Annotated in this window: 19 protein-coding genes and 2 pseudogenes; 3 read left to right on the top strand and 18 right to left on the bottom strand. The window is 63.6% G+C overall.

Going from position 1 to position 26,818, the window contains the following annotated elements; all coding sequences use genetic code 11:
- Nucleotides 1–11 precede the first annotated feature (11 nt).
- Complete coding sequence (locus G6N25_RS08675; protein WP_163672315.1) at nucleotides 12–170, bottom strand: hypothetical protein; 159 nt, start codon at nucleotides 168–170, stop codon at nucleotides 12–14.
- On the opposite strand from G6N25_RS08675, the pseudogene G6N25_RS08670 reads away from it, so the two are divergent.
- Nucleotides 154–294, top strand: a pseudogene (locus G6N25_RS08670) (IS256 family transposase); the annotation flags it as partial. The gene G6N25_RS08675 and the pseudogene G6N25_RS08670 sit on opposite strands and share 17 nt — an antisense overlap.
- A gap of 296 nt (nucleotides 295–590) precedes the next feature.
- Here the strand turns inward: G6N25_RS08670 and G6N25_RS24155 are convergent.
- The 16 genes and pseudogenes from G6N25_RS24155 to G6N25_RS08590 all read right to left on the bottom strand — a co-directional run.
- Nucleotides 591–1,772, bottom strand: a complete 1,182-nt coding sequence (locus G6N25_RS24155; RefSeq protein ID WP_163672414.1) for an AAA family ATPase — start codon at nucleotides 1,770–1,772, stop codon at nucleotides 591–593.
- Nucleotides 1,773–1,996: 224 nt separating this feature from the next.
- Complete coding sequence (locus tag G6N25_RS08660) at nucleotides 1,997–3,316, bottom strand: hypothetical protein (RefSeq protein ID WP_142272900.1); 1,320 nt, start codon at nucleotides 3,314–3,316, stop codon at nucleotides 1,997–1,999.
- Nucleotides 3,317–3,371: 55 nt separating this feature from the next.
- The gene (locus tag G6N25_RS24150; protein ID WP_158084946.1) at nucleotides 3,372–4,700 is read right to left on the bottom strand and encodes a PGRS repeat-containing protein; all 1,329 of its coding nucleotides are present in this window, start codon (nucleotides 4,698–4,700) and stop codon (nucleotides 3,372–3,374) included.
- A 1,410-nt stretch (nucleotides 4,701–6,110) separates the two neighbouring features.
- Entirely contained in the window at nucleotides 6,111–7,091 is a 981-nt protein-coding gene (locus G6N25_RS08650) for an AAA family ATPase (protein WP_163672413.1), read from the bottom strand.
- Between the two features lie 224 nt (nucleotides 7,092–7,315).
- Nucleotides 7,316–8,611 (bottom strand): hypothetical protein, encoded by a 1,296-nt coding sequence (locus G6N25_RS08645; RefSeq protein ID WP_083077645.1) that lies wholly within the window; start codon nucleotides 8,609–8,611, stop codon nucleotides 7,316–7,318.
- Nucleotides 8,612–8,685: 74 nt separating this feature from the next.
- On the bottom strand, nucleotides 8,686–10,020 hold the full coding sequence (locus G6N25_RS24145; RefSeq protein WP_158084950.1) for a PGRS repeat-containing protein: 1,335 nt from the start codon (nucleotides 10,018–10,020) through the stop codon (nucleotides 8,686–8,688).
- 1,202 nt (nucleotides 10,021–11,222) lie between these two features.
- Nucleotides 11,223–12,269, bottom strand: a complete 1,047-nt coding sequence (locus tag G6N25_RS08635; RefSeq protein WP_083077642.1) for a hypothetical protein — start codon at nucleotides 12,267–12,269, stop codon at nucleotides 11,223–11,225.
- 167 nt (nucleotides 12,270–12,436) lie between these two features.
- The gene (locus tag G6N25_RS08630) at nucleotides 12,437–13,444 is read right to left on the bottom strand and encodes a glycoside hydrolase family 43 protein (RefSeq protein ID WP_142272915.1); all 1,008 of its coding nucleotides are present in this window, start codon (nucleotides 13,442–13,444) and stop codon (nucleotides 12,437–12,439) included.
- A 35-nt stretch (nucleotides 13,445–13,479) separates the two neighbouring features.
- On the bottom strand, nucleotides 13,480–15,117 hold the full coding sequence (locus G6N25_RS08625) for an IS1634 family transposase (protein WP_083077655.1): 1,638 nt from the start codon (nucleotides 15,115–15,117) through the stop codon (nucleotides 13,480–13,482).
- 102 nt (nucleotides 15,118–15,219) lie between these two features.
- Nucleotides 15,220–15,525, bottom strand: a complete 306-nt coding sequence (locus G6N25_RS08620; protein WP_142272778.1) for a hypothetical protein — start codon at nucleotides 15,523–15,525, stop codon at nucleotides 15,220–15,222.
- Between the two features lie 5 nt (nucleotides 15,526–15,530).
- Nucleotides 15,531–16,862 (bottom strand): PE family protein, encoded by a 1,332-nt coding sequence (locus G6N25_RS08615; RefSeq protein WP_158084913.1) that lies wholly within the window; start codon nucleotides 16,860–16,862, stop codon nucleotides 15,531–15,533.
- A gap of 1,259 nt (nucleotides 16,863–18,121) precedes the next feature.
- Nucleotides 18,122–19,177 carry an AAA family ATPase gene (locus G6N25_RS08610; RefSeq protein ID WP_083075792.1) on the bottom strand — a complete coding sequence of 352 codons (1,056 nt, stop codon included), beginning with the start codon at nucleotides 19,175–19,177 and terminating at the stop codon, nucleotides 18,122–18,124.
- Between the two features lie 148 nt (nucleotides 19,178–19,325).
- Nucleotides 19,326–20,615, bottom strand: coding sequence for a hypothetical protein (locus tag G6N25_RS08605; RefSeq protein ID WP_083075794.1), 1,290 nt, complete (start codon nucleotides 20,613–20,615; stop codon nucleotides 19,326–19,328).
- 72 nt (nucleotides 20,616–20,687) lie between these two features.
- Entirely contained in the window at nucleotides 20,688–22,085 is a 1,398-nt protein-coding gene (locus tag G6N25_RS24140; RefSeq protein ID WP_158084914.1) for a PGRS repeat-containing protein, read from the bottom strand.
- 500 nt (nucleotides 22,086–22,585) lie between these two features.
- A complete protein-coding gene (locus tag G6N25_RS23750) occupies nucleotides 22,586–22,939 on the bottom strand; it encodes a hypothetical protein (RefSeq protein WP_232065727.1) in 354 nt (117 codons plus the stop codon).
- Between the two features lie 1,677 nt (nucleotides 22,940–24,616).
- Nucleotides 24,617–24,928 (bottom strand): annotated as a pseudogene (locus tag G6N25_RS08590) (transposase); the annotation flags it as partial.
- A 114-nt stretch (nucleotides 24,929–25,042) separates the two neighbouring features.
- Between G6N25_RS08590 and G6N25_RS08585 the strand changes: the two are divergent.
- The gene (locus tag G6N25_RS08585) at nucleotides 25,043–25,525 is read left to right on the top strand and encodes an acyl-CoA thioesterase (protein ID WP_083075797.1); all 483 of its coding nucleotides are present in this window, start codon (nucleotides 25,043–25,045) and stop codon (nucleotides 25,523–25,525) included.
- Nucleotides 25,526–25,673: 148 nt separating this feature from the next.
- Entirely contained in the window at nucleotides 25,674–26,117 is a 444-nt protein-coding gene (locus G6N25_RS08580) for an SRPBCC family protein (protein ID WP_083075798.1), read from the top strand.
- Nucleotides 26,118–26,125: 8 nt separating this feature from the next.
- Here G6N25_RS08580 and G6N25_RS08570 read toward each other — a convergent pair whose 3' ends face one another.
- Nucleotides 26,126–26,818, bottom strand: coding sequence for a GntR family transcriptional regulator (locus G6N25_RS08570; protein ID WP_083075800.1), 693 nt, complete (start codon nucleotides 26,816–26,818; stop codon nucleotides 26,126–26,128).

Raw genomic sequence — 26,818 nt, 5'->3', positions numbered from 1 at the left:
CTTGTGCGTATTCAAGCATCACAGAACCTTTTCAAGGTCACCCGGTTCGCGTGCGGTAACACTTTTGCTAGTTCGCTGAGGGTGACGCCGAGATAATCTGGGCTTTTGGTGCCGCCTAGAAGCAGTACGCGCCCCCACAGCGCTTCGTACTGCCGCGCCGTGTCGGCCATTTCTTCCCTCGTCCGCGCCAGCGCCGTCTTCCACAAGGGCAAACTACTCGAACGGCCCACCGACATCACCCCACCACAACCGCCCTCAGACGGTGCTCAGCAAGCCGGAACGGACGTCGCCTGAAAACCCCCGATCCACAGGTCTTGACAATTTCTCTGGGCCACCAGCCTCTCGGCAGATACCCGGATCGGACTCTCACCGGCAGATGACGAGCTTTCCCGCCATGTAGATCTGAATCGCCTGGCCTTGTCTCGCGAATCGCTCTGTTGTCACCTGTCCTGAAGTGGTTGCGCGGCAGTCTTTTGGGATCTGGCGGGTTCTCTTAACACGCGAGAAAGCGTCGTGGGATGGCGAGAAGCCGGCACCTTCATGGCCGCTGTGACGGCATAGCAGACATGGCGACTGCCCCAGACCGCCCGCTAATGATCCATAGCGATGTCGGCGGGTGGTTGGGGTCCTCCATAGCCACAAGCAGTCGAGTGAGTCAGGGTCATTGCCGGCGATCGATACACGCGCATTGGCGGGCTCAGGGGCCCATGGTTCAGTTGCCTGTCGCCCAACGGTGTTGGTGTTTGCTGGGTTTTTGGTGTTGTGGGGTGGGTGTTGGTGCTGGTTGTTGTGGGTGGGTGTGTTGCGGTGAGGGCGCGTTGCATGTCTGTGGTGTTGGCGTGGAGGGCACTGGGGTTGGTGTGGAGGAGGTGTTCGAGGTCGCGGCGGTGGGGTGCGAGTTTGTGGAGTCGGCGTAGTCGTGCGCGTTGGCAGGTGTGGATGACGTCGTGGGTGTAGTGGGCGTTGCCGGCGGCGTCGAGGAGTGTGCCGTGGCCGTGGGGGATGGATCGCAGTCGGGTTGCTTCGGCGCGCAGTAGTTCCCATGCGGTGTCTTCGATGGTCAGGTTTTCTTTGCTGGCGAGGCGGTGCCCGAGAGCGATGATGTCGTTGGGGGTGGGGCTGGTGAAGGCCACGGTGTGGGGGAAGCGGCCGGCCAGCCCGGCATGGGTGGTGAGGAAGTTCTGCATGGGGGTGGGGTGGCCGGCGAGGATGACGACTAGTTCGCCGGGGTAGTGCGCGACGTGGGTTTGCAGGGCGGCGATCACGTCCGCACCCCGGGAGGGGTTGTCGGTGTGGGGGGCTAGTTGGTGGGCTTCGTCGAGGAACAGCACCCCACCACGGGCGTCGTCGCACACGGTTTTCATTCTGGCGGCGCTGTGTGAGGGGTCGTCTGCCACGATGTCGTGGGCGGTGGTTTCGGTGACCTCTGGGCGGGTGATTACATCGAGTCCGAACAGCACTTCGGCGATGACTCGGGCGAACGTTTTTTTCGCTGTGCCCGGTGCGCCGAGGAACACCATGTGGTTTTCCCGGCAGGAGGTCACCGCGCCGCCGTGCTCGAGACGATGGTGGGGGTTGTTTTGTAGGGCGGTGCGCCATGTCGTGAAGTGTTCTTTGGCTTCGGCTAGACCGATCAGTTCGTCGATGCGTGCTTGGGCCCAATCAAGAACCTCCCGACGCTCGCAGGCCAGGGCGGTACCCGCATATGCACCCGGTCGGCACCAGTCTTCTGTGAGTGCCAGGGCCGCCGCCGTACTGTTGACATTGCTCATCGGTACCTCGCTACCGGGTCTCACACACAGCGGGCCTGCCCCCACGACACTCACCCCGGCGCGCGCAACATCTGTGTCTTCACCCGCCAGGTCATCAGGCATATCGGTGGTCGTCGCCGACGCCACAGCCCTCGCTTGCACGCAGCACTATCCGGGGGCGGGCCCACCCGCCCAGCACCGGCGTGGTTGCCACCGGCGCTGGGCGAGCAGACCCGCACTGCAACTCAGAACAGCGACGTAAGGAGGTGAGCCGCCAGTGTCCCCAGCTGAGGCGCCAGCGTCCCAGCAAGGTTCGTCGCCAGCGACGGAGCTATACCACCGATCTCAGCCGCGAGCGACGGGGCAATCCCCGAGAAATCGGCCGCAATCGACGGAGCCAGACCGGAGAGGTTAGCCGCGAGCGACGGAGCCAGACCGGCGACGTTGGCCGCGCTTGCACCAGTGGCCGCACTAGTCAAACCACCGACACCGGCGTACGTATGGAAGAGATTAACCACGTTATTGACGATGATCGCCGGGGTCGGCCAGCCAGACAAGGAACCATAAATGTTCGGGGTAAAGTTGGACACCTGGGCCAAAAATTGCTGAACCACCTCGGCGAAATTGCCGCCCTCCACGATATTGGGCGCACCGGGATAAACCAGAGAGTTCGCGAGGCCTTGAGAGACATACGTGGTGAAAAACGACAGCAAGCCCATAGTATCCGTGGTACTGGGAGTTCCCGGTGTGAGGAATCCGGGCCAAAAACCGTGGCTACTCCACAGGCCGCCATTAAGGAATTGCCCGGTGAATGCGCCCGGGATGTTGAGCAAGTTGGTCACCCCCGCGAGCAGGTCACCAGAAGCAAACCCATCATAAGCGTTTTGAACATCCGTACCCAGCTCCCACCCGAGAGCCTTGGGCCAAGCAAGCCAGTAGTTTATGGCAAAAGAGTAATAAGCGTCGCTGAGCAGGAACGTAACAGCGGACGGCAGGCTCTCCAGCTCGTCCGGGAGCACGGGCAGCAAGGGTTGCAGCGCCAACCCAGCGCTGGACGCCAGGCCCGGGATGCCCGCCGAGGCTATAGTCTCAAACCCATTCTGGAAGTCCCCCGCCCCGACTTGGGAGAGTCCCAGAAATAGGTTTCCCCAGAAACCGCTTATAGTACCCACGACACCGCTGTTAGGCCCCTCGGTGTACCACTGAACACCGGCGAGCGCCGCGTTTTGAAACGCAGGGATTACCTGGGTTCCGTCGATAAAGGCCTGGTTGGCGAGTTCCTGTTCTAGAACGGGGAAAAACCCGTAGGTGGTCGCCATCGCGTAATCGGCTTGCAGGTTGGCGGCCGCGCCGGTGAAGACGTTGATCCAGGTTTGGATCGGGTTGACCACCCCGGGATCGTCGGTGCTCAGCAGCTGCACCGCCCGCTGTTGGATGTCTGCGGCGCTGCGGTGCAGGTCGGCTGCGACATTGTTGGAGACTGCCGGTGTGAGGGCGATCAGGCTGGCACCCACTGCCGCGGCACCCGCGGCGACCAGGGGCCGAAGGGCTGTTAGCTGTTGCATGTGTGTTGCTCCTTTACTGTTCGTGGTCTAGGTATTCATGGACGTGCCGAGGCCATCACCCGCTGATCGAGCTGCCCGCCGCACCGTTTAGGCCAAGAAGCCCGCCATAGCCGCCAACACCACCAAGGAGGGGGTTGGAGTAGACCTCAGGGCCGTTCCACGAGCTGCCGCCGTTACCACCGTTGCCGGCCAACAACCCGCTGAACCCGCCAACACCACCCGCGCTGCTCGTCGAGCTGGTTGGGCTGCTGCCAACGCCGCTAGCGCCGCCAGCGCCGCCGTTGCCGACCAGCCAGGCACCGTTACCGCCATTACCGCCGGTGCCCCCATGCTGGGTCCCGTTAGCGCCGACACCACCGGCGCCCCCGTTCCCGAATAGGAGGCCGGCGGCACCGCCGTTACCGGCCGCCGCTTGGAAGGAACCGCTGCTCACACCGCCCCCGGCGCCACCAGCGCCACCGTTGCCCATCAGCAAACCGCCATTACCGCCGACGCCGCCGAAGGCGGCGCGGCCGGCGGCACCACTTATGGAACCGAAGTACCCGGCGCCGCCGATACCGCCGTTGCCGATCAGCCCGGCCGAACCGCCCACACCGCCGGCGGGGCTGGTGGCGGTACCGGCGGCGCCGGCGCCGCCGTCGCCGAACAAGAATCCGCCATCGTGGAGGCTGCCGACGGGCAGCCATTGCCCCAAGGGCGAGGTGTTTTGGATCGGCGCGCCGTTGATGCCGTTGCCGATGAGGTCGCGTCCGAACAGGTAGAGGAAGGGGGCGTTGATGGCTCCGTCGATTTGTTGGCCGGTGGGGCTGGCGATCCAGGTTTGCCCGGCGGTATAGACCATGGTGTAGACGTTGCTGAACGCCCCGTACACCAGGTTGTTCAGCGCGGCCTTAGGTGAGTTCGCCGCAGCGACCGCCGCGTCTAGCCCGCCACCACTAAGGGCCGCGGCCGCGCTGGCATGCATGCCTTCGATGGCCGCGTTCAGGCCGCCGGTGTTGAAGGCAGCGGCGCTGGCGGTGAGGCTGTTGGTGATGCTGGCCAGGGCGGCCGAATGCACACCCTGGAAGGCCGCCGCGCTGGCGTTGAGGCTGTTGGTGAGGCCTTGGAGGGCACCGGTGTGCAGGCCCGCGAGTGCACCCGCGCCGATACCGTTGATCGCGGTGGTGCCCGCGGCGGCGGCCGTGCTGGCGGCGCCCATCATGGGTTGGAGGATGGGGTTGATGATCAGGTCGAGCACCCCGGCCTGCGCTGGGGGTGCGGCAACCACCGGTGTCATGGTGGCGGTCAGCAACGCACCGGCGGCGGTACCCAGGCCGACGACACGGCCACGGTTCGCCTTGGTGTTGCGGCGGTCTCGCCTCATGTTGTGCTGTTTACGCTTCATCTGGGCGCCTTCCTGTCATGACCGATAAAACGAGGTGTCCGAGCCCGTACTTGAGACCGGGTGCTGGTGACTTTCGTTCTGGGTTCGCAGTGTGTTGTGGATAACGACATGCTGAACATACTTAAGAATTATTTTGAGAAAATGGCGCAATAAAAAGGGCAATAAGCTGCGGTGAGAGGAAATTGGCAGCAAAAAGCTCCGCTCAAAATAACCTCCAAAATTTTTGTCATTCTGAAATGCTTGACGGCGCCGCCACACCCCACGACTGGGCGGCAGTCTGCCCGTTGCCCTCACGGGATTGGGGCATCGTCGAGTATCGACCCGACGGCAGGTCGGCCGTGTCGACGATCACCCGCGAGGCTCTCGACGCGGGAAGCAAACGTCGCCATCGGGGTGGGGGCCGCGCCCGGGAGGGTCTGGTAGGCAGGTGCACCGGGCCAGCGAGGTGTGTGGCGATCTCGTCGGCGTTGACGAATCACTTCTTAGCGATCGTCTGCTGCGATTCGGCGATCGTCGTCGATCACAACGTAATTAGGGGGTTCTTGCCCTGGTACCCAGGTGAGCGGCGGCCCGCTTTATCGGCGTCCCCTACTGGCCGGTGTGGGCACTGGATGCCTTGTTCTCGCGGTGGCCGGCGCAGCAGGGATGACGCGAGAATCGACGGAGACGGTTATCGCGGGGCTGGTCCGGGGGTGACTGGTGCTGTTGGAGGTGTCTACCGCACGGTGACACGGGTCGCGTCCGTCAGAAGATGGCTACGGTCCGAGGTAAACCTGAGAAAAAGCGAGATTGCCTCCTGATGACAGCGAGCAATCAGGAGGTGTCCGATACATGCTGGCGAAGTGCGCTGCAGCAAAATCAGAAATTCACTATATGCCTTGCCAAATGACCCTATGGAAATGAACGTAGCTATCGTGAGTGAGGCGCGGGCGCGGGTCCGGCTTGTTACCGGTAGGTACTTTCAAACTGAACTATCACAGTATCGGAGAGATGTTGCTGATATACGCAGCAACACCGCACTTGCCAGTGCTTTTGCAACTTCTCGGAGATTGCTGGACTGTGTGTTTTCGAAGTGATCGGCAAATGTCTACCGAAAACCCTGTGGACTCAGGTTCTTCTTAAGTACGTACAGCTCGTCGGCCGGTAAGGACCGGCCCTGCACCGGGAACCACCCAAGCCTGGCTCTCCCTCGGCGAATCGCTCCGTTGTCACCTGCCCTGAAGTGGTTGCCCAGCAGCCTTTTTAGATCTGGCTGGCCCTCTCAACACACCAGAAGCATCGCGGGGATGGCGAGCAGCTACCAGCAGCCGGCACCTCATGGCCGCTGTGACGGCATACCAGGCTGTGACGATGACCCCCAGTCCGTCCGCAATGGTCACTAGCGATGCCTGTGGGTGTCGGTATGTCGCTTCATATTCCTGTGGGTGGGTGTGTTGCGGTGAGGGCGCGTTGCATGTCGGTGGTGTTGGCGTGGAGGGCGCTGGGGTTGGTGTGGAGGAGGTGTTCGAGGTCGCGGCGGTGGGGTGCGAGTTTGTGGAGTCGGCGTAGTCGTGCGCGTTGGCAGGTGTGGATGACGTCGTGGGCGTAGTGGGCGTTGCCGGCGACATCGAGCAGTGTGCCGTGGCCGTGGGGGATGGACCGTAGTCGTGTTGCTTCGGTGCGCAGCAGGTCCCACGCCGGGTCTTGGACCACCAGTTGTGCCCTGCCGGCTAGGTGGCGCCCAATGGCGACGATGTCGTTGGGGGTGTAGCTGGTGAACGTCGCGGTGAACGGGAACTGCACGCCCAGTCCGGCATGGACTGCCAGGAAGTCCTGCATCGGGCGGGCGTGACCGGCCAGGATGACCACGAGCTCGTCGCGGTAGGCCGCCATACACGTCAACAGCGTGTAGATGGCCTCCACACCCCCACAGTGGTCTTCGGTGTCGGGGGCCAGCCGGTGGGCCTCGTCGAGGAACAGCACCCCACCGCGCGCCCGGCCGCACACGTTCTTCATCCTGGCCGCGCTGTGCGAGGGGCTGCCGGCGGCGATGTCGTGGGCGCTGACCTTGGTGACCTCCGGGCGCGTGATCGTGCCTAACCCGAACAGCACTTCAGCGGCCACCCGGGCGAACGTTGTTTTCGCCGTGCCCGGCGCACCCAGGAACACCATGTGGTGTTCAGAACACGAGGCCACGACACCCCGGTGCTGGGCATCGTGCTGGCCGAGCCACACCGCGAAACGGTCTTTAGCGCTTTGCAAACCGATCAGTTCGCCGATACGCGCTTGCGCCCACTCGAGCACCTCGCGGCGCTCGGCGGCCAGTGCGGTACCCGGATACGTACCCGATTCGCGCTGGCACCAGTCTTCTGCCAGGGCCAGGGCCGCCGCCGTACTGTTGACATTGCTCATCGGTACCTCGCTCCCGGGTCTCACGCACAGCGGGCCTGCCCCCACGACACCCACCCCGGCGCGCGCAACATCTGTGTCTTCGCCCGCCAGGTCATCAGGCATATCGGTGGTCGTCGCCGACACCACAGCCCTCGCTTGCGCGCAGCACTACCCGGGGGCGGGCCCACCCGCCCAGTACCGGCGTGGTTGCCACCGGCGCTGGGCGAGCAGACCCGCACTGCAACTCAGAACAGCGACGTAAGGAGATGAGCCGCCAGTGTCCCCAGCTGAGGCGCCAGCGTCCCCGCAAGGTTCGTCGCCAACGACGGAGCCAGACCGGAGAGATCCGCCGCGATCGATGGAGCAATGCCACCGAGGTTGGCCGCGAGCGACGGGGCAATGCTGGCGACACCGGCCGGAGCGGCGAACGCCGCACCCCCCAGGCCGCCCTGGCCGCCGAATAACTCGAGGTAGTACTGGAACGCATTAATTAAGCCATTGACCCACATGTTCGGTGTCGGCCAACCGGTGGTTATCTGGCTTGCTAATTGCGAGAACGCATTAGCCAGACTGCCACCTGCCAGAATGTTGGGTGTGAGTATCGTGCCTGTCACCTGATTGTTAACAACAATCTTCGAGGCGAGTGTCTGGGGGGCCCAGACCGCCAACGTGTCCAACAGACCACCACCTATCAAGCTGGCCTGGGGAGTAAGAAGACCGGAATGCCCGGTGCTTGTGAGTCCAGCTCCATTGAGGACTGCTCCTGCGAGTAGACCCGGCATATTGAGGAAATTGGTCACCCCCGCCGGCAGGTCACCAGCGGCGAACGCGTCGTAAACATTCTGAATACCGTTGCCAAGCGCGTAAGCAAGGCTGTTGTTCACACCTTCGACAAAAAAGGCACCCAGCATTGACACGATCGATTGACTGAGAAGGCCAGGTTCGTTAAAAGCCACGTTTCCCAGAGCCGCGAAGTTGGTCGACATGTAGGCGAGGATCGTCGGGATCGTTTCCATCGGCTGGAATATGGTCGAAACCGGCCCTCCCCAGAACGCGAATTCCAGGTTGCTGACGGCATCGACGAAATCACGTGCCTGAAGCAAAGTGACCGCGTTGGTAAGAAGAGTGGCAAGGTTGGTGTTTATCGGCGGCGGCACATTAGTCAAGTAGGAGAACGCGCCGAGATCGGCACTCTTGTACGCCGTGACGTAGATGCTCGCGTAGGTGACCCAGTTCGCGGCCAGTTGCTGGGCGAGTGGGAGCGGGATCGCGCCCCCGTGGCTCATGTTGCTTCCAATTGCTTGCAGGTTGGCGCCCGCTTGTTGGAAGACGTTGATCCAGGTTTGGATGGGGTTCACGACCCCGGGGTCGCCCGTGTCGGCGCTCAGCAGCTCGACCGCGCGCTGCTGGGCGGCGGCAACGCTGTGCTGCAGGGCGGAGGCGGCGTCGTTGGAGACTGCGGGTGTGAGGGCGATCAGGCTGGCGCCTAATGCCGCGGCGCCCGCGGTGACGAGAGGCCGGAGGGCTGTGAGTTGTTGCATGGGTGTTGTTCCTTTGCTGTCTGTGGTCTGGGTGTTCGTGGGCGTACATGAAGCCATCGCGTCCAAGGGACGTGTTAGCCGCTGGTTCCGGGTATGCCGGCCGCACCGATTTGGCCGAGGAATCCGGCGAGGCCGCCGAGTCCCCCCTTGCCGCCGGTGTAGCCGTAGCCGGGGGTGGCGTTGCCGCCGTTGCCGCCATTACCGCCGTTGCCGGCCAGTAGCCCGCTGAAACCGCCGGCACCACCGGGTCTGCCAACGTCGTAATGTCCGGAGCCGTAGATGTTGTTGGGGGCAGAGCCACCTTGGCCGCCGTTGCCGACCAGCCAGGCGCTGTTACCGCCGGCACCGCCGCGGCCGCCGTAACCGCCGTTGGGGTTGCTGGCGCCGCCGGCGCCGCCGGCGCCGCCGTTACCGAACAGGATGCCGGCATTACCCCCGGCACCCCCGACGCCGCCGTTACTAGCGTTGACACCACCGGCACCGCCGGCGCCGCCGTTGCCCATCAGCAACCCGCCCACGCCGCCGGCACCGCCGTTACCGCCAGCACCGCTGGCAGGGCTGAATCCGGCACCACCGACCCCGCCGTTGCCGATCAAGCCGGCAGCGCCGCCGGCGAATCCGGTGGTGTGGGTGGCGGTGCCGGCTGCGCCGGTTCCGCCGTTGCCGAAGAGGAAGCCGCCATCGGCGAGGCTGCCGTTGGCGCCGATACCGCCGATTGGCGAGGTGTTGGCGCCGGTGAAGCCGTTGACGCCGTTACCGATCAGGTCGCGCCCGAACAGGGCGACGAACGGGGTGTTGATCACCCCGTCGACTTGTTGGCCGGTGGGGCTGGCGATCCAGGTTTGGCCGGCGGTGTAGACCATGGTGTAGACGTTGCTGAACGCCCCGTACACCAGGTTGTTCAGCGCGGCCTTAGGCGAGTTCGCCGCAGCGACCGCCGCGTCTAGCCCGCCACCACTAAGGGCCGCGGCCGCGCTGGCATGCAGGCCTTCGATGGCCGCGTTCAGGCCCCCGGCATTGAAAGCGGCAGCGCTGGCGTTAAGGCTGTTGGTGATGCTGGCCAGGGCAGCCGAATGCACACCCTGGAAAGCCGCCGCGCTCGCATTGAGGCTATTCGTGAGGCCCTGGAGGGCGCCGGTGTGCAGGCCCGCGAGTGCACCCGCGCCGATACCGTTGATCGCGGTGGTACCCGCGGCGGCGGCCGTACTGGCGGCGCCCATCACGGGTTGGATGATCGGGTTGATGATCATGTCCAGCACCCCCGCCTGCGCCGAAGGTGCGGCAACCACCGGTGCCATGGTGGCAGTCAGCAACGCACCCGCGGCGGTACCCAGGCCGACGACACGGCCACGGCTCGCCGCCTTCGCGTTGCGGCGGTCTCGCCTCATGCTGTGCTGCTTACGCTTCATCTGCGCGCCTTCCTGTCATGACCGATAAAACGAGGTGTCCGAGCCCGTACTTGAGAAAAAGCCAGGTACTGGCCGTTGTTGATCTGGTTCACCCTGTGTTTCTGGCTGGTAACAGAGGTGAACATACCTAAGAATTACGTCGAGAAAATCGCCCAATACACTCGGTAATTAGTTGTGGTGAGAGGAAATTGGCAGCAAAAGAATCCGCTCAAAATAGCCCCGAAAATTATTGGCCTTTCCAAAATGCTTGACGGCGCTGTCGCACCCCGCGACTGGGGGGCCTCGTCGAGTATCGATCCGAGAGCAGTGCGGTCGTGTTGTCGGTCACCCGCCGAGGCGCGCGGCGGGGGAAGGGAACGTCGCTATCGGGGTGGGGGCTGCGATCGGGAGGGTCTGGTTGGCAGGTGCGGCCGGGCCGGCGAGGTGTGGCGATTTCGTCGGTGTTGATGAAGACGTTTCTCGGCGATCGTCTTTGGGGACAGCGTGATTAGGGTTCTTGCCCTGGTGCCCAGGTGAGTGGGCGGCCCGCTTCTCGGCGTCCCCCGCTGGCCGGTGTGGGTGCTGGATGCTTTGTCCTCGTGTGGGCCGGCGCAGTGTGGATGACGCGGGAATCGATGGCCAGGGTCGCTGCGGGCTGGGCCGGGTGACCGGCGGTGACATGGGTCGGGTCGGGCAGAGGATCGCCACGATCGGGGTGATCCTGAGAAAAAGTGAGATTACTTCCTGATGGCATGGGGTTCATGACGATGTGTCAGATGCATGCTGGCGAAGCCAGCCACAGCAAACTCAGTTATGCGCTGTATGACGTGTCAAACGGCTACATAGTAATGGGTGCAGCTATCGTGAGTGGGGGGTGGGTACGGGTCGGGCTTGTTACCGGCAGGTACTTTCACACTGAACTATCGCAGTGCCGGAGAGATGTTGCTGATATACGTAGCAGTAGCATGTCTACCGGTGCTTTCGCAACTTCTCGGGGATTGCTGTTCTGCGTGTTTTCGAAGTGATCGGCAAATGTCTATCGAAAACCCTGTGGGCTCAGGTTCTTCTTAGGTACGTACAGCTCGTCGGCCTGTAAGGACCGGCACTCTCATGGTCGCTGTGACGGCATAGCAGACAGGGCGATGACCCCGGTCCGTCCGCAATGGTCACTAGCGATGCCGGCGGACGGTTGAAGTCCTCCGTGGCCGCGGGCAGTCGTTGGTTTAGGCCATCACGGCTGGGTGTGAGGCGGTGAGGGCGCGTTGCATGTCTGTGGTGGTGACGTGGAGAACACCGGGGTCGGTGCGTACGAGGTGTTTGAGGTCGCCGCGGTTGGGTGCCACTCGGTTTAGTCGGCGAAGCCGCGCACGCCGACACATGGAGACCACATCGTGTGCGTAGTGGGCGTTGCCGGCGGCGTCGAGCAGCGTGGCGTGGCCGTAGGGGATCGACCGTAACCGGGCCGCTTCGGTGCGCAGCAGCTCCCACACCACCTCCCCCACGACCAGGTTCTCCTTACCGGCTATACGGCGCCCGATGGCGACGACTTCGTCGGGGGTGTAGCTGGCGAAGCTCATCGTGACCGGGAATCGGCCGGCTAGCTCGTGGTGAGTGGTGAGGAAGGCTCGCATGGGGTCGGGGTAGCCGGCGAGGATGACGACCAGCTCGTCGCGGTACTCCGCCATACACGTTTGGAGCATGGTCAGCGCATCCACACCCCACGAACAGCGTTCGGTCTGTGGGGCTAGCCGGTAGGCCTCCTCGATGAACAACACCCCACCGCGGGCGTCGTCACACACACTTTTCATCGCCACCGCGCTACGCGAAAGACCCCCCACCACAACATCCTCCGCAGCCACCACAGTGACCTCCGGGCGCGCGATCACCCCTAGCCCGAACAGCACCTCACCGATCACCCGGGCAAATGTCCTTTTCGCCGTGCCCGGTGCGCCGAGGAAGACCATGTGGTTGTCCGCGCACGACCTCACCGCGCGGCCGTGCAGGGTGGTGCGCCACTGCGCGAAGTGTTCTTTGGCCTCGACCACACCGATCAACTCATCAACACGGGCCTGTGCCCACTCCAGGACTTCCTGATGTTCGCGAGACAGCACCGTCCCGGCATGCGCGTCGCGACTGGTGTCGGGGGTGACGACCCGACACCTGGGCTCCACCACCAGCGTGGGGGCCCGGGGAATCAACCAGACACCGGTAGCACCCAACACCTCATCAGCGGCGTCGCCTTCATCCCATTCCCGCGAGCCCACAGACATCAGCAACCACCGGCTATACCCACAAGCAGCAAAGAATCAACACCACACCACCACACGGGTGTCGCCGACCAAATCCAGGTCATCGAAAGCACCTCTCACACCCCGGGGGGTAGGCCGGCGACCGTTGATCGGGTCGCCGGCATACACACAACAACCAACGCAGGGGCTTACAGCGCCGACAGAATGTGCAGCGCAATCTTGGACAGGTCGACCGACAGCGTTGTCGCCAACGAGCCCGCCAGATTCGCTCCCAACGACGAACCCAACGATCCCGCGACCTCCGCCGCCAACGACGGACCCAACGACGCCGCGATATTGGTCACCGCCGCCGGATCAAACGCCTTCACCACACCAACCGACAAACCAGGCAAAGCACTCGCCGCCGGGGCCAGGGCCGCGAAGTTGCCCACATTAACGGCGGCCGCCGCCGCACCCGGATTGGCGAAAAGATACTGCAACAAATTCACCGCATTGTCGACGACGGTCTGCGGGTTGGGAAAGCCAGTCGTCACCAAATTGGCTAAATACCCCAACGCATAGGAGAGACTGCCTCCACTCATGATGTTCTGCGCATTGGGAGCAACGACCTGTGTAGCAAGCCCTTGGGGAAGGGTCAATAACACTATTTTGGCAAGTCCATTGGTGCCGTCACTGAGTATGCCGCTACTGTAGGTGCCGTTAAGGCTTGGGAAACCGTTGATGATTGAATTCGTCAATTCGCCGGGGATATCAATCGTATTGATCAGAGCCCCCACCGGATCCCCGGCGATCAACGAATCGTAAACATTTTGCAGTCCAGTGCCGATCGGGGTGAAGATACGGGTAGCGAGGGTGAGTGCGAACCAACCGCCGAAGTCCTTTAGGCCAGTGGTCGTGAGATATTTGGACGTATTCGCGAGGTTCTGCGTGATAGGGTTGAGGATCGTCGGAATCCCTTCCAACGGTTCTCCGATTTGGACGGCCGGCGCGGTCCAAAGGGCTGACTGCAATTCGGTAAATGCCAGAGAGATATTGCCCGAAACTGCATCAGCCGCGGCACTCTGGAGCAGTGGCACGAAATCGCCTCCGCCAGTCCCGAGGAAGTAGTTGACGGCGGCGTTTGTGGCCGTTTGGTAGGGCGTCACATATTGGACTCCGTACTGCAAAAAGTTGGCGGCGACCTGCTGCGCCAGCACGAAGGGATACTGTTGCCTGAGTTTGGACATTTGGCTTAGTACCCGGGTTTGAAGCCGAGGTCGGTGAGGATCCTGCGCTCGGGGTCGGGGATGTCCGGTGGGAAAGTCTGGGTGGCGCCGTTGATGTTGATGGTGGCGCTGCGCAGCGGTCGCAGCGCCTTGACGGCTTTGGCGATGGATATGCCGGTGCGCGACTGGATGACGTGAGAGACGGCCAGGGCGGCGAACACGACGGTCAGGTGCGCTTCGATCGCGTCACGCACCCGGTTGAACATCGGCCGCGCCTGCAGGTCGCTCTTGGACATCCGAAACGACTTCTCCACGTGCCACAGGTCGTGGTATTTCGCGATGATTTCGCTGGCCGTCATCACGGTGACCGGCACATTGGTCACATACCCCTTCAAGCCCACCAGCGATTGGGCACGGGCCAAGCTGGCCTCGTCGATGGCCCGGTCATCGCCGCGGACCTTCACGAACCGGGCGGTCTTGGCCTGCTTGGAGCCGTCGACGATGGCTCGCGCGCGGGTTTCTTGGGCGGCCAGGGTTTTCTGGTCGCGGCGGGCCCGTTTGGCCGAGTACGCCCAGACCGCCCGCCAGGCGCCCGGGTGGGCTTCGGGGTCCCAGACCGGCTCAGCACGTTTGTTGCAGTCGTTGACGGTGCTGTTTCCGTGCCGGGGTGTGACGGTGTCGATGATCTGCCCGTCGGTGAAAACATCGCCGTTCCAATGGAAATGGGACTCCAGATCCCCAGGCGCCTTGGTCATTCGGGAGCCGACGATGAACGACAACTCCAACTCATCGAGGGCTTTGAGGTTGGCCGCTGAGAGCATCCCGGCATCAGCGGCCACCACCATCGGCGTCCCTTGCAGTTGGTGGCGTTCGACGAATCCGCGGATGATCGGCACGATGGTGGTCGTCTCGGCGGTGTTGCCCTCGAAACAGCCGATCTCCAAAGGCATCCCGGTGCGGTCCACCAGCAGTCCGACGACGATCTGAGGGTCGACCTTGCGGTCCTTGCTATAGCCAACCCGGCGCAGCGTGTCTTCTTTCTCGGCTTCCCAATGCAAGGTCGTGACGTCATAGAGCAGCAGTGACAGACCGCCGCAATCACGGGAATGCGCAAAGCATTTCGCGGCGAGCACATCCCGGGCCGGGCCGGCATGGAGGCTGCGGACGTGGCGGTCGATCGTCTTGTACGACACCAGTGTTGCTCCGAGGTCGGCCAGCACTCGCAGCGCGTCGATCTTGCTGGTCGGCTCCACGATCCGGGCGATCACCAGGTCCCGCAACACTTCATCGCCGACCTCGCCGAAACCGAGCCAGTCATACACGTGGGCCAGCACGTCATAGAGCAGTCGTGAACTGGTGCCCAGCGTGCGCCCCGGTGCCACCACCGCTGCTGGGTTGCTGGGCCGGACCGGCGCAACGAGCAACGCGCGCTCCCGGAAGTCGGCCACCCGAGCCATCGACTGAGCGCGAGCACCGACCTCAAAGTCAAGAGCGGCCTGACCGTCAAGCACCACCTGGTGGGCCACATCGAGCAGAATGCCCAGCTCAGCATCGGTATGCGCCGAGCCCAGATCCGCCAGGATCACCACCTTGCCCTGGTCCTTGCGCGCTACCTGCACCGCCACCGCACCCGAGGCAGTGCGCACCTTCCGCACGTACGCCACCGCACGAACCTACCCGGTTAGTACCCCAAAACACCCACCCGCGCGACAGAAACAGCAGGTCAGAGAACTACGCCACGTCAGAATCGCCGAGGGTGTCCAAACTCAGGCCAGCACGAAGGGATACTGTTGGAATTGAGCGGCGAGCGATTGGATGTTGATGCCTGCCGCCTCGAAGACGTCGATCCAGGTTTCGATCGGATTGGCGACGTAGTCGGTCAGCTCTACTGCGCGCTGCTGGATAGTAACTGCGCTGTGCTGGATATCGGCGGCGAGATCGTTGGAAACCGCCGGTGTGAGGGCAATCATACTGGCGCCTAATGCCGCGGCGCCCGCGGTAACGAGGGGCCGAAGGGCTGCTTGCTGTTGCATGCGCTGAGTTCCTTTGCTGTCTGTGATCTGGCTGTTCATGGGGGCTAACCGCGGGCTCCAGGTGTGCCCGCCACGCCGATCTGGCCGAGGATCCCGACCAAACCGCCCACACCGCCCGGGCCACCCTTGGCGGTGCCGCTGGGGCCGCTGGGGCCGCCGTTGCCGCCGTTGCCGCCGTTGCCGGCTAGCATGCCGCCAAGACCGCCGGCACCACCTGCGCGACCGGCACCGGTACCGGTCGCGGTACCGCCGACACCGCCGACACCGCCGTTGCCGACCAGCCAGGCCCCGTAACCGCCGACACCGCCGATACCACCGGCACCACTGCCGGTGGAGGGGCCGACGCCACCGGCACCACCTGCGCCCCCGTCGCCGAACAGGAACCCGCCAGCGCCACCAGCACCACCGTTGCCACCGAAGCCAGTGGTACCTCCGGCGCCGACACCACCGACACCGCCGTTACCCATCAAAATGCCGCCAGGACCACCAACCCCACCGGCCCCACCAGCGCCGCTAGTAGCGTTGAATCCGGCGCCGCCGGCGCCGCCGTTGCCGAACAGCCCGGCGGTACCACCAGCCCAACCGGCAGGATGTGCGACGCTACCGGCCGCGCCGGCCCCGCCATTGCCGAATAAGAACCCGCCGTCGCTCAGGTTGCCGGTAAGGCCAGTACTACCTATCAGCGAGGTGTTGGCACCCGTAAAGTTGTTGACGCCGTTGCCGATCAGGTCGCGCCCAAACAAATAGAGGAACGGCGCGTTGATGACTCCGTCTATTTGTTGGCCGGTGGGGCTGGCAATCCACGACTGTCCGGCCGTGTAGATCATGTTGTAGACATTGCTGAAACCGCCATACACGAGGTTGTTCAGCTGCACATTCCCAGCAGAATTAGCCGCAGCAGCGCTGAACCCCCCACCACTGAGGGCAGCGGCAGCGCTGGCATGCAGGCCTTCCAGGGCGGTGCTCAGTCCGCCGGTGTTGAAGGCGGCAGCACTGGCGGTGAGGCTGTTGGTGATGCTGGCCAGGGCGGCCGAATGCACACCCTGGAAGGCGGCGGCGCTGGCGTTGAGGCTGTTGGTGATGCCTTCGAGGGCTGCGGTATGCAGGCCCGCGAGTGCACCCGCACCGAAACCATTCATCGCGGTGGTGCCCGCGGCGGCAGCGGTGCCGACGGCGCCCATGATGGGCTGGATGATCGGGTTGATGATCATGTCGAGCACCCCGGCCTGAGCGGACGGTGCGGCGATGACTGGGGTCATGGTGGCGGTCAGCAACGCGCCGGCCGCGGTGCTGAGGCCGACGACACGGCCACGACGAGCCGCCATGGCGTTGCGTGAGCGGCGGTCCCGCCTCATGCTGTGCTGTTTACGCTTCATTGGAGCGCCTTCCTGTCATGACCGATAAAACGAGTCGGAGCCGTACCTAAAACCGGCTGCTGGCGACTTTCGATCCGGATTCACAGTGTGTTGTGGATAACGACATGCTGAACATACTTAAGGATTATGTTGAGGAATTTGCGTAATAAAATGGGGTAATTAGCTGCGGCGATAGGAATGGGCAGCAAAAAAGCTTGCACAAAATAACCCCGGAATCATTGTCATTCCGAAATGCTTGACGGCGCCGCCACACCCCAGGACTTGGCGACATTTCCGCCCAGCCGGCAACTAGCGATGCTGGCCGACCGCAAAGCCTTTCTCGGGTTTCAAGCCATCCAAGATCGATACGAAGATGGGTGCCACGCCTCACCGATGATGACCTGCGGTGAATGCTGAAAGCCTGCGCCGGCAGCCAACTCTACGACCGCCGCGAGGAAGCCTGCCTACGCCTACTCGTCGAAAAACCCACAACGTCAACCCCACCACCGGCATGGTCAGCATGCGAAAGGCAAGGGCGGCAAAGGAGGTCACCTCGACCGACTCAGACACACCCTCGCCAGTGCCGCCCCACGCGCCCTCACCGAAACCCGACACCAAACACACCTCACTCCGGTCACGGCCCCAGGAAAACCTGGCTCGGCTTGCGGGGTTTGGTTCGGGCGGGCTGAAAAGTGTGCACGGGGTTCGGCGCGTAGGGTGCCGTGCGGTCCGAGCGGCGGGGGTCACGTCGCCGCGAGGCGGTGGCTGCGGTCCGGGGTGATCCTGCCTTTTCTCAGTGCGTTCCTGATGACAGAGGGGTCACCCCGACCTGTCAGAGGCACGCTTTCGAAGCCAGCAGCAGCAAACTCAGCAATACGCTATATGCCTTGCCAAGCAGCCCTACGGCAATGGTTGCAGCTATCGTGAGTGGGAAGCGAGCATGGACCCCGCTTGTTACCAGTAGGTACTTTCAAACTGAACTATCACAGCGTCGAATTGATGTTGCTGTTATAGCCGATATAGCATATCTACCAGTAATTTCTTGACTTCATGGAGATTGCTGGACTGTGTGTTCCTGAAGTGATCGGCAAATATCCCTCGGAAATCCCGCGGACTCAGGTTCTCCTTAAGTACGTCTAGCTCGCCGGCCGGTAAGGGCCGGCCCTCACCGTGACGCCCAGCTCGGCTCTCCGCCTCCAGACCAGACCGCCAGCCCACCACCAGCCTTCCCGAGGCGGACTTATTGTTGTTGCGCCTGGTGGTTTGGGGTCAGCCGGTTTTTAGGTTGTTACGGCTGGGTGTGAGGCGGTGAGGGCGCGTTGCATGTCTGTGGTGTTGACGTGGAGAACACCGGGGTCGGTGCGGACGAGGTGTTTAAGGTCGCCGCGATTAGGCGCCAGTCGGTTTAGTCGGCGAAGCCGCGCACGCCGACACATGGAGACCACATCGTATGCGTAGTGGGCGTTACCGGCGGCATCGAGCAACGTGGCGTGGCCGTAGGGGATCGACCGTAACCGGGCCGCCTCAGCACGCAGCAACTCCCACACCACCTCCCCCACCACCAGATTCTCCTTACCCGCTAGACGGCGCCCGATGGCGACGACTTCCTCCGGGGTATAGCTGGCGAAGCTCATCGTGTGGGGGAATCGGCCGGCCAGCCCGTCATGAGCGGTGAAGAATTCCTGCATCGGGTCGGGGTAGCCGGCGAGGATAACGACCAGCTCATCACGATACTCCGCCATACACGTTTGGAGCATGGTCAACGCATCCACACCCCACGAATGGCCTGCGGTCTGCGGAGCCAGCCGATAGGCCTCCTCGATAAACAACACCCCACCCCGAGCGTCATCACACACACTCTTCATCGCCACCGCGCTCCGCGAAAGACCCCCCACCACAACATCCTCCGCAGCCACCTCCGTCACCCCCGGGCGCGCGATGGTGCCTAACCCGAACAACACCTCACCGATCACCCGGGCAAACGTCCTTTTCGCCGTCCCCGGCGCACCCAAAAACACCATATGGTTGTCCGCACACGAGGTCACCGCGCCGCTGTGCTGGCTGGTCTGCAGGACGGTGCGCCACCCCGCGAAGCGTTCCTTGGCTTCGACCACACCGATCAACTCATCAACACGGGCCTGCGCCCACTCCAGGACTTCCTGATGTTCGCGAGACAGCACCGTCCCGGCATGCGCGTCGCGACTGGCGTCGGTCGTGACGACCCGACATCTCGACTCCACCATCGTGGGGGCCCGGGGAATTAACCAGACACCGGTAGCACCCAACACCTCATCGGCGGCGTCGCTCTCATCCCATTCCCGCGAGCCCACAGACATCAGCAACCACCTACATTCAGGCCATGCCGCGCGTAGTAATACCGGCTGGTAGTGAGGGACTAGCGCCACACCACCACACGCGCGCCGTCCACCAAATCCCGGTCATCGAAGTACCTCCCACACCCCACAACAACCAAAGGAAAGGGACTTACAGCGCCGACAGAATGTGCAACGCGACCCTGGACAGGTCCACCGACAATGTTGTCGCCAACGACCCCGCGAGATTCGCCCCCAACGACGAACCCAACGATCCCGCGACCTCCGCGGCCAACGACGGACCCAACGACGCCGCAATATTGGTCACCGCCGCCGGATCAAACGCCTTGAGCACACCCGCCGACAAACCAGGCAAACCAGCCAAAGCGGCCGCCGGGACCACGCCACCAACGTTGGCCGCGCTCGCCAAACCAGGCAAGCCGGCGTAGGTCTGGAAGAGATTAAGGATGTTGTTGACGATTTCGTTCGGAGACGGCCAACCACCGGCCGCCATGTTCAAGAATGATCCCCACGCCGTGGCCAGGCTGCCGCCGTTCGTAATGTTGGTCCCACCGGGAACAACGATCGCCTTCGCTAAATTTTGGGGGGCCAGGTTCGCGAATATCGAGAGCAAACCACTCTGCAACACACCGTTCTCCGGTGAAAGGAGACCCTGACTGCCGTTGTAACCGTTGATCACACCGTTGGCTACCGCGCCCGGCGTATTGAGTAAATTGAGCACCCCATCTACCGGATCCCCAGCAGCAAACGCATCGTAAGCGGCTTGAAGACTATCACCGAGCGAATGTTCAAGGGTGCCGCTGAACCCGAAGAGCGCGTACGCACCGACCGACTCGATGACGCCGCCATTACTGGTTTTAAGGAGAGCATCCGTAGCGTTCGCAATATTCTGCGTGAAATATATAGGGATCTGCAGAGTATTTTCCATTGGCTGAAGAACAGCTGATATGGGGCCTTGAAGCAACGCGAAGCCCACTTGATCAATCCCACTCGCGATCTGACCCGACTGGAAGTCAGCAAGTCCCTGTGCTAATACCGGCCAAAAATTGGTCGGGACGCCCGGGTGGCTAGTTACAGTTGAGGTGTAGAACTGAAGAGCGCCGTTGGCGGCGGATTGGTATGAGCCGACGTAGAGGTTCGCGTACTGGATCAAGTTCGCGGCGAACTGTTGTCCGAGCACTGCGGGAATCTGGGCCCAGTCGGCGCCAATGGTCTGTAGGTTGGCGGCCGCGTTCGTGAAGACGTCGAGCCAGGTTTGCAGCGGGTTGACGGCGTAATCCGTGCTCGCGAGTTCGACCGCGCGCTGCTGAGCGGCGGCAACGCTGTGCTGGAGGGCGGATGCCGCGTCGTTGGAGACTGCCGGTGTCAGGGCGATCAGGCTGGCACCTAGTGCCGCGGCACCCGCGGTGACAAGGGGTCGAAGGGCTGTTAACTGTTGCATGGGTGTTGTTCCTTTGCTGTCTGTGGTCTGGGTAGTCGTGGGCGCACAGAAGCCATCACGCCCAAGGGGGTATTAGCTGCTTGCCCCAGGAGTGCCGGCCGCACCGATCTGACCGAGGAATCCGGCGAGTCCGCCGACACCACCGCGGCCGCCGCTATAGCCGTAGCCGGGGGTGGCGTTGCCGCCGTTGCCGCCAGCGCCACCGTTGCCGGCCAGGAGCCCGCTGAAACCGCCGGCACCACCGGCGTTACCTGAGTCGTAAAGTCCGGAACCGTAGATGTTGTTGGGCGCAGAACCACCCCGACCGCCGTTACCGACCAGCCAGGCACCGTTACCACCAGCACCACCGCGGCCGCCGTAACCACCGGCGGGATTGCTGACGCCACCGGCGCCGCCAGCACCGCCGTTACCGAACAGGATGCCGGCATTACCCCCGGCACCACCGACGCCGAAGCTGTAGCCAGCGTTGACACCACCCGCACCGCCGGCACCACCGTTACCCATCAACAACCCCCCGAAACCGCCGGCACCGCCGTTACCGCCGCGACCGCTGGCAGGGCTGAATCCGGCACCACCGACCCCGCCGTTGCCGATCAGCCCGGCAGCACCGCCGACAAGACCGTTGTGACTCGCGGCGGTCCCGGCCGCACCGGCCCCGCCGTTACCGAACAAGAACCCGCCATCGTGCAGGGTGCCGTTGAGCCCGAGACTGCCTAACAGCGAGGTGTTTTGGCCGGTGAATCCGTTGACGCCGTTGCCGATCAGGTCGCGCCCGAACAGGTAGAGGAAGGGTGCGTTGATGACTCCGTCTAGTTGTTGGCCGGTGGGGCTGGTGATCCAGGTTTGGCCGGCGGTGTAGACCATGGTGTAGACGTTGCTGAACGCCCCGTACACCAGGTTGTTCAGCGCGGCCTTAGGCGAATTCGCCGCAGCGACCGCCGCGTCTAGCCCGCCACCACTAAAGGCAGCGGCGGCACTGGCATGCAGGCCTTCGAGGGCAGCGCTGACGCTGCTGACGTTGAGGGCAGCCGCAGCGCTGGCATGCATACTCTCTAGGGCGGTGCTCAGTCCGCCGGCGTTGAAGGCGGCAGCGCTGGCGTTAAGGCTGTTGGTGATGCTGGCCAGGGCGGCCGAATGCACACCCTGGAAAGCCGCCGCGCTCGCATTGAGGCTATTCGTGATGCCTTGGAGGGCGCCGGTGTGCAGGCCTGCGAGCGCACCCGCGCCGATACCGTTGATCGCGGTGGTGCCCGCGGCGGCGGCGGCGGTGCTGGTAGCGCCGATGATGGGTTGGATGATCGGGTTGATGATCATGTCCAGTACCCCGGCCTGGGCAGCAGGTGCGGCGGCCACCGGGGTCATGGTGGCGGTCAGGAACGCGCCGGCTGCGGTGCTGAGGCCGACCATACGGCCACGGTTCGCCTTCGCGTTGCGGCGGTCCCGCCTCATGTTGTGCTGCTTACGCTTCATGGGAGCGCCTTCCTGTCATGACCGATAAAACGAGTCGGAGCCGTACCTAAAACCGGGTGCTGGCGGTTTTCGTTCTGGATTCGCAGTGTGTTTGGGATAACGACACGCTGAACATACCTAAGGATTATGTTGGGGAAATCGTGTAATGAAATGGGTAATTGGCTGCGGTGATAGGAAATTGGCAGCAAAAGAATCCACCCAAAGTGAACCCGGAATTATTGGCCTTTTGAATTCTTGACGGCGCCGCTACACCCTAGGACTTGGTGGTATCTGTACCCGGCCGGCACCTGGCGATGCAGGCCGATCGCAAAGCGCATCACACCATCGACTCCTACCTACGGGGTGCGCGCTACTACCTCACCTGGCGTGCGGCCAAACCCGATGCACACCCCTTCACCCGGGCTGCCCGGCAACGCTGGATCGCCCACTTACTGGACTCCGGCGCCCAACCAGCCACCGCACGCATCCGCCACCAGGCCGTGCGCCGCTTCGCCGCCTGGCTAGCCGACAAACAAAGAATCGACCACGACCCCTTCCTCGACCCCACCCCACCCCAAATCGACACCGAAATCGTGGAACGCCTGACCAACAAACGAACCGTGGTTGATGCTCAAAGCCTGCGCCGGCAACCACCTCCACAACCACCGCGGACGAAACCTGGCTACGACCACTGGTGGAACTGGAATGCGCACAAGGGAGCTCCTCGCGCTATCCCCACACGCCCTCAACCCACCGGCGCCATCATCATCCGAAAAGCCAAAGGCGGCCAAGGTCGTCACGTTCCTTTCCCAACACAGACCGGTGCCGTCATCGACCGCTACCCATGCCTGCGCCACCACCATCGACTCAGACACCCCTTACTTCTCCTTGGGCGGTGTCGAAGGCTCCCTCATGCAGGTCGCCGGCTGGTGCACCCGACAAATGGTCGACCGCCACAGCAAAGACACCCCCGCCGCACGCGCCCTCACCGAAACCCGACACCGAAAACTCGGCGACCGAGATAACACCCACCCCGGTCACGGCCCGAGGAACACCAGGGCTCGACCTGCGGGGGTTCCTTCGCGTCACACCGCCCCAGAGACGACGCCCACGGTCCGGGGTGATCCCGCCCTTTTTCTCGCGTGCGTTCCTGAGGACATAAGACCCCGACCTGTCGGATACCCGCTTCCGAAGCCAGCCGCAGCAAACTCGGTAATTCGCTATATCCCTCGCCGGGCAGCTATATGATCAGGGGCACAGCTATCGTGAGTGGGGAGCGGGTACGAGCCCCGCTTGTTACCGGTAGGTACTTTCAAACTGAACTATCACAACATCGGATAAATGTTGCCAACGTACATGGTAACTACGCTTCTAGCAGGTGTTCCTTGACTTCACGACGATTGCTGGACTGCGTGTTCTTGAAGTGATCGGCAAATGTCCCTCGAAAACCGCGCGAACTCAGGTTCTCCTTAGGTATATCCAGCTCGCCGGCCGGTAAGAGCAATGATCAGAACTTGCGGGTGCGATGCGATGTCGCGCATGTGAGCGAGCTCGTGGATTAGAGGTCGGCGATGCCGGTCGCGTAGTTCTCGGTTGGTGTTCGTGACCGATCCCCGCCCTGACGTGTGTCGACGGGTCCTGCCCGTGGGGGGTGCGAAGCTCAGGGAAGAAGCCCAAGGGCCCCCGTTCCGTCCGGGGAACGACCGGGCGAGGGGAAGGCCGGACGGGCGAATGCGAATGACCCCTTGGTGACGCCTCGTTATTTGAAGCTGGGAAGACGGGTTGAGAACCCGGGTGATAGGACCTGGCCGCTGGCAGTGGCGGCAAGCGGCGACCGGAGGCCACAGGCCGGTCGTGCGAACATCGCTGGTCTCAGGGTATAGAGGGCGCCCTCCTCGGCCGTTTCTCGTGTGCGCGGAACGTGGAAACCCTGTCGGGTCCGGCCTTCGGGCCGGTAGGCCGATCGTGAGAGGGGCGGAATCCCTCGGCGGGAACAGGATGCTCAAGAAGCGAATGCCGATGGCCGAAAGGCAGCGGGACCTGTGGTCCTGGTGCCGTCGGCGTCGGTGCTGGCAGATTTCCTCGCCGCACGACGCGCCGCGGGTTATCGGTTGTGGTTGTCTCCCAATGCGTTAACGCCTTTACTCGGGTACCTGCGCGGGGTGGGTGTGGCGCCGGTGGAGCCAGACCCGGAGCCGGGAGGGGCGGTGGAGACGCTGTTGGCCCACTACCGCGACTACTGGTGGCTGAGCGGGGATGGTCGGCTGCCACTGCCGCGTTGCATGCCCATCTGACGAGGCCGCTGCTCGCGAGCCGGATGGGGGGTGGTGAACTGGATTTGGCGACGCTGACCGTGGCCGAAGTCATCGGGTTCGTGCGGGTGTCGTGCCCTGGACGTGCGGTGAGAACGGCCAAGCTGATCGTGACCGCGGCGCGGTCGCTCCTGAGCTTTCTGCACGTGGAGGGCGTGGGCGGCTACCACAAGGCGCCAGCCCCCTGTGGTGGGCTCACCGTCTCACCGTCGTGCGGAGGTTCGCCGCCTATCTGCATGTCCTCGACGAGGCGCACGAGGTGCCGGCCACCGATGTGTTGCGCACTCCCACCACGCGACTGTTCTCGCGGACCTTGAGCACCAGCGCATCGGCGGCGACGAAGGTGTACGGACTGGCATCGAGTGGCCGCGTGCGAAACGCCTCCACGGCCTCATCGGGTTCAGAAGCCATCATTGATACTTGCGACTTGGAAAAGCTTGTAACACTGAGAGATTCGACGAGCCGCTCCATGCGACGTGTAGACACCCCAAGCAAATAGCAGGTGGCTACCACACTGGTAAGTGCCCGCTCAGCGCGCTTGCGCCGAGTCAGCGGCCGGCTACGACACGCCGTCACCAGCGGAAACCCGTACAGCACTTCCATGGATGCAACTCCGATGTGCTCCAGGGGCCGCGCCCCGGACATGAACCATGTTGGAATACCACCATGAGTTCTGTGCCGGTAGTTCCGCCCGCGCCGAACGAGCTGACCAGCAAAGACTTTCCGGTGCTGTGGCCGGTCGGCACCCGATGGGCGGACAACGACATGTTCGGTCACCTCAACAACGCCGTGTACTACCAGCTGTTCGACACCGCGATCAACGCCTGGATCAACACGAGCACAGGCCTCGACCCGCTCACCACGCCGTCGCCGGGCATCGTCGCCGAGTCCGGCTGCCGCTACTTCTCCGAACTGCGTTTCCCCGAAGCGCTCGTCGTCGGCCTGGCGGTGACCCGGCTGGGGAACAGCAGCGTCACCTACCGGCTCGGCGTGTTCCAGTGCGGAGAGGGCGACGAGGAACACCCGGCGCGGCCCATCACCGCGCTGGGACACTGGGTGCACGTCTACGTCGATCGGACCAGCCGCAAGCCCGTCCCGATTCCCGCCGCCATCCGTTCCCTGCTGTCGACGGCCCGCGTGGGCCAGTAGCTGAGGCGCCGAGACTGCGGTGGGAGCGACGCTGAGCGCTCAAACGCGATCTGAGTGCAGTCTGGATGCCACCAACGCAGACTCGGTGCCGGCGACCACTAGGTTTCGGCGGGACCGGGGCCCGGCCGCGCCCGGCTATGCTTCGCCAATGCCAGTTTTGAGCAAGACCGTGGAGATCGGCGCCGACGCCGCGTCGATCATGGCCATCGTCGCCGATTTCGAGCGCTACCCGGAGTGGAACGAGGGGATCAAGGGCCTGTGGGTGCTCGCCCGCTACGACGACGGGCGCCCCAGCCAGGTGCGCCTCGACACCGAGGTCCAGGGCGTCCAGAGCACCCTCATCCAGGCGGTCTACTACCCGGGGGAAAACCAGATCCAGACCGCCCTGCAGCAGGGCGACCTGTTCACCAAGCAGGAGCAGCTGTTCAGCGTGGTGGCGACCGGCGCGTCGAGCCTGCTGACGGTGGACGTGGACGTCGAGACGTCGATGCCGGTGCCCGCGCCGCTGGTGAAGCAGCTTCTCAACAACGTGCTCGACCGCCTCGCCGAAAACCTCAAGCAGCGCGCCGAGCAGCTGAACGGCAACGACTAAGGCCCGGCTCAGCCGAAGACGCCGGTGCGGTCGAGCGTCTCGGTCAGCCGGTTCGCCGCGTCGGTGAACTGCCAGACCGTGCACTCGATGACGGCGGCGGCGTCGCGCCGGCGCAGGGCGGCCACCAGCTCCCGGTGGTTCCCGACCGCGGCCACGCCCCATTCGGGATCGGCCGCGTACACCAGCACCGGCATGTAGCGCGCGGCGTTCAGCAAAAACCACGCCAGCTTGATCCGGCCGCTGGCCTGGTTGAAGACGCGATGAAAGGCGAACTCGATGCCCGCGATGGTCTCGGCGTCGCTGGATCCGACGGCCGCCGCCAGCGCGTCGTTGATGCGTTCCAGCTCGTCGATCCCGGCGTCGGTGATGTGGTCGGTGGCCGCGGCGGCCAGCTCCCTGGCGATCGTGGCCTGCAGCCAGAAGATGTCCTGGATGTCCTGCCGGGTCAGCGGCGACACGACGTGACCGCGGTGCGGCTCGAGCTGCACCATGCCCTCGCCGCGCAGCTTCAGCAGCGCCTCGCGCACCGGCGTGACGCTGACCCCGAGTTCGGCCGCGGTCTCGTCGAGGCGGATGAACGTTCCCGGGCGCAGCGTCCCGGACATGATCGCCGCCCGCAGGTGGCCCGCGACCCCGTCGGACAACTGCGCGCGGCGCAGTGGCCGCCGGGTCCTCGGTTGCATGGATGTCGGTGCGTTCAC

This window comes from Mycobacterium heidelbergense, from assembly GCF_010730745.1.
In the GTDB taxonomy this organism is placed as follows: Bacteria; Actinomycetota; Actinomycetes; order Mycobacteriales; family Mycobacteriaceae; genus Mycobacterium; species Mycobacterium heidelbergense.
This window is presented reverse-complemented; position numbering and strand designations above follow the sequence as displayed.

Bases quoted from the DNA above. Each gene is read 5' to 3' on its own strand.
- G6N25_RS08675 (WP_163672315.1), bottom strand. From the start codon at position 170: ATGGCCGACACGGCGCGGCAGTACGAAGCGCTGTGGGGGCGCGTACTG.
- G6N25_RS24155 (WP_163672414.1), bottom strand. From the start codon at position 1,772: ATGAGCAATGTCAACAGTACGGCGGCGGCCCTGGCACTCACAGAAGAC.
- G6N25_RS08660 (WP_142272900.1), bottom strand. From the start codon at position 3,316: ATGCAACAGCTAACAGCCCTTCGGCCCCTGGTCGCCGCGGGTGCCGCG.
- G6N25_RS24150 (WP_158084946.1), bottom strand. From the start codon at position 4,700: ATGAAGCGTAAACAGCACAACATGAGGCGAGACCGCCGCAACACCAAG.
- G6N25_RS08650 (WP_163672413.1), bottom strand. From the start codon at position 7,091: ATGAGCAATGTCAACAGTACGGCGGCGGCCCTGGCCCTGGCAGAAGAC.
- G6N25_RS08645 (WP_083077645.1), bottom strand. From the start codon at position 8,611: ATGCAACAACTCACAGCCCTCCGGCCTCTCGTCACCGCGGGCGCCGCG.
- G6N25_RS24145 (WP_158084950.1), bottom strand. From the start codon at position 10,020: ATGAAGCGTAAGCAGCACAGCATGAGGCGAGACCGCCGCAACGCGAAG.
- G6N25_RS08635 (WP_083077642.1), bottom strand. From the start codon at position 12,269: ATGTCTGTGGGCTCGCGGGAATGGGATGAAGGCGACGCCGCTGATGAG.
- G6N25_RS08620 (WP_142272778.1), bottom strand. From the start codon at position 15,525: ATGAACAGCCAGATCACAGACAGCAAAGGAACTCAGCGCATGCAACAG.
- G6N25_RS08615 (WP_158084913.1), bottom strand. From the start codon at position 16,862: ATGAAGCGTAAACAGCACAGCATGAGGCGGGACCGCCGCTCACGCAAC.
- G6N25_RS08610 (WP_083075792.1), bottom strand. From the start codon at position 19,177: ATGTCTGTGGGCTCGCGGGAATGGGATGAGAGCGACGCCGCCGATGAG.
- G6N25_RS08605 (WP_083075794.1), bottom strand. From the start codon at position 20,615: ATGCAACAGTTAACAGCCCTTCGACCCCTTGTCACCGCGGGTGCCGCG.
- G6N25_RS24140 (WP_158084914.1), bottom strand. From the start codon at position 22,085: ATGAAGCGTAAGCAGCACAACATGAGGCGGGACCGCCGCAACGCGAAG.
- G6N25_RS08585 (WP_083075797.1), top strand. From the start codon at position 25,043: ATGAGTTCTGTGCCGGTAGTTCCGCCCGCGCCGAACGAGCTGACCAGC.
- G6N25_RS08580 (WP_083075798.1), top strand. From the start codon at position 25,674: ATGCCAGTTTTGAGCAAGACCGTGGAGATCGGCGCCGACGCCGCGTCG.